Raw genomic sequence first — 548 nt, 5'->3', positions numbered from 1 at the left:
GTCGTAGACCCGAAACCAGGTGATCTACCCATGTCCAGGGTGAAGGTAGGGTAACACCTACTGGAGGCCCGAACCCACGTACGTTGAAAAGTGCGGGGATGAGGTGTGGGTAGGGGTGAAATGCCAATCGAACCTGGAGATAGCTGGTTCTCCCCGAAATAGCTTTAGGGCTAGCCTCAAGGGAAGAGTCTTGGAGGTAGAGCACTGATTGAGCTAGGGGCCCTCATCGGGTTACCGAACTCAGTCAAACTCCGAATGCCAACGACTTATCCTTGGGAGTCAGACTACGAGTGATAAGATCCGTGGTCGAGAGGGAAACAGCCCAGACCACCAGCTAAGGTCCCAAAGTGCACGTTAAGTGGAAAAGGATGTGGAGTTGCCCAGACAACCAGGATGTTGGCTTAGAAGCAGCCATCATTTAAAGAGTGCGTAATAGCTCACTGGTCGAGTGACTCTGCGCCGAAAATGTACCGGGGCTAAACGTGCCACCGAAGCTGTGGGATGACCATTGGTCATCGGTAGGGGAGCGTTCTAAGCGCGCCGAAGCG

The 548-nt window shown here is 53.8% G+C and carries 1 rRNA gene (running past one end of the window); it reads left to right on the top strand.

Annotated features, from left to right (window positions below):
• Positions 1-548: ribosomal RNA gene (locus DCC82_RS17115) — 23S ribosomal RNA — on the top strand; its annotated part reaches 669 nt to the left of the window's first position; the annotation flags it as partial.

The organism is Geobacillus sp. LYN3 (genome assembly GCF_003064505.1).
GTDB classification, from domain to species: Bacteria; Bacillota; Bacilli; order Bacillales; family Anoxybacillaceae; genus Parageobacillus_B; species Parageobacillus_B toebii.
The sequence above is the reverse complement of the archived record's forward strand: the minus strand, read 5'-3'. Positions and strand labels throughout refer to the sequence as shown.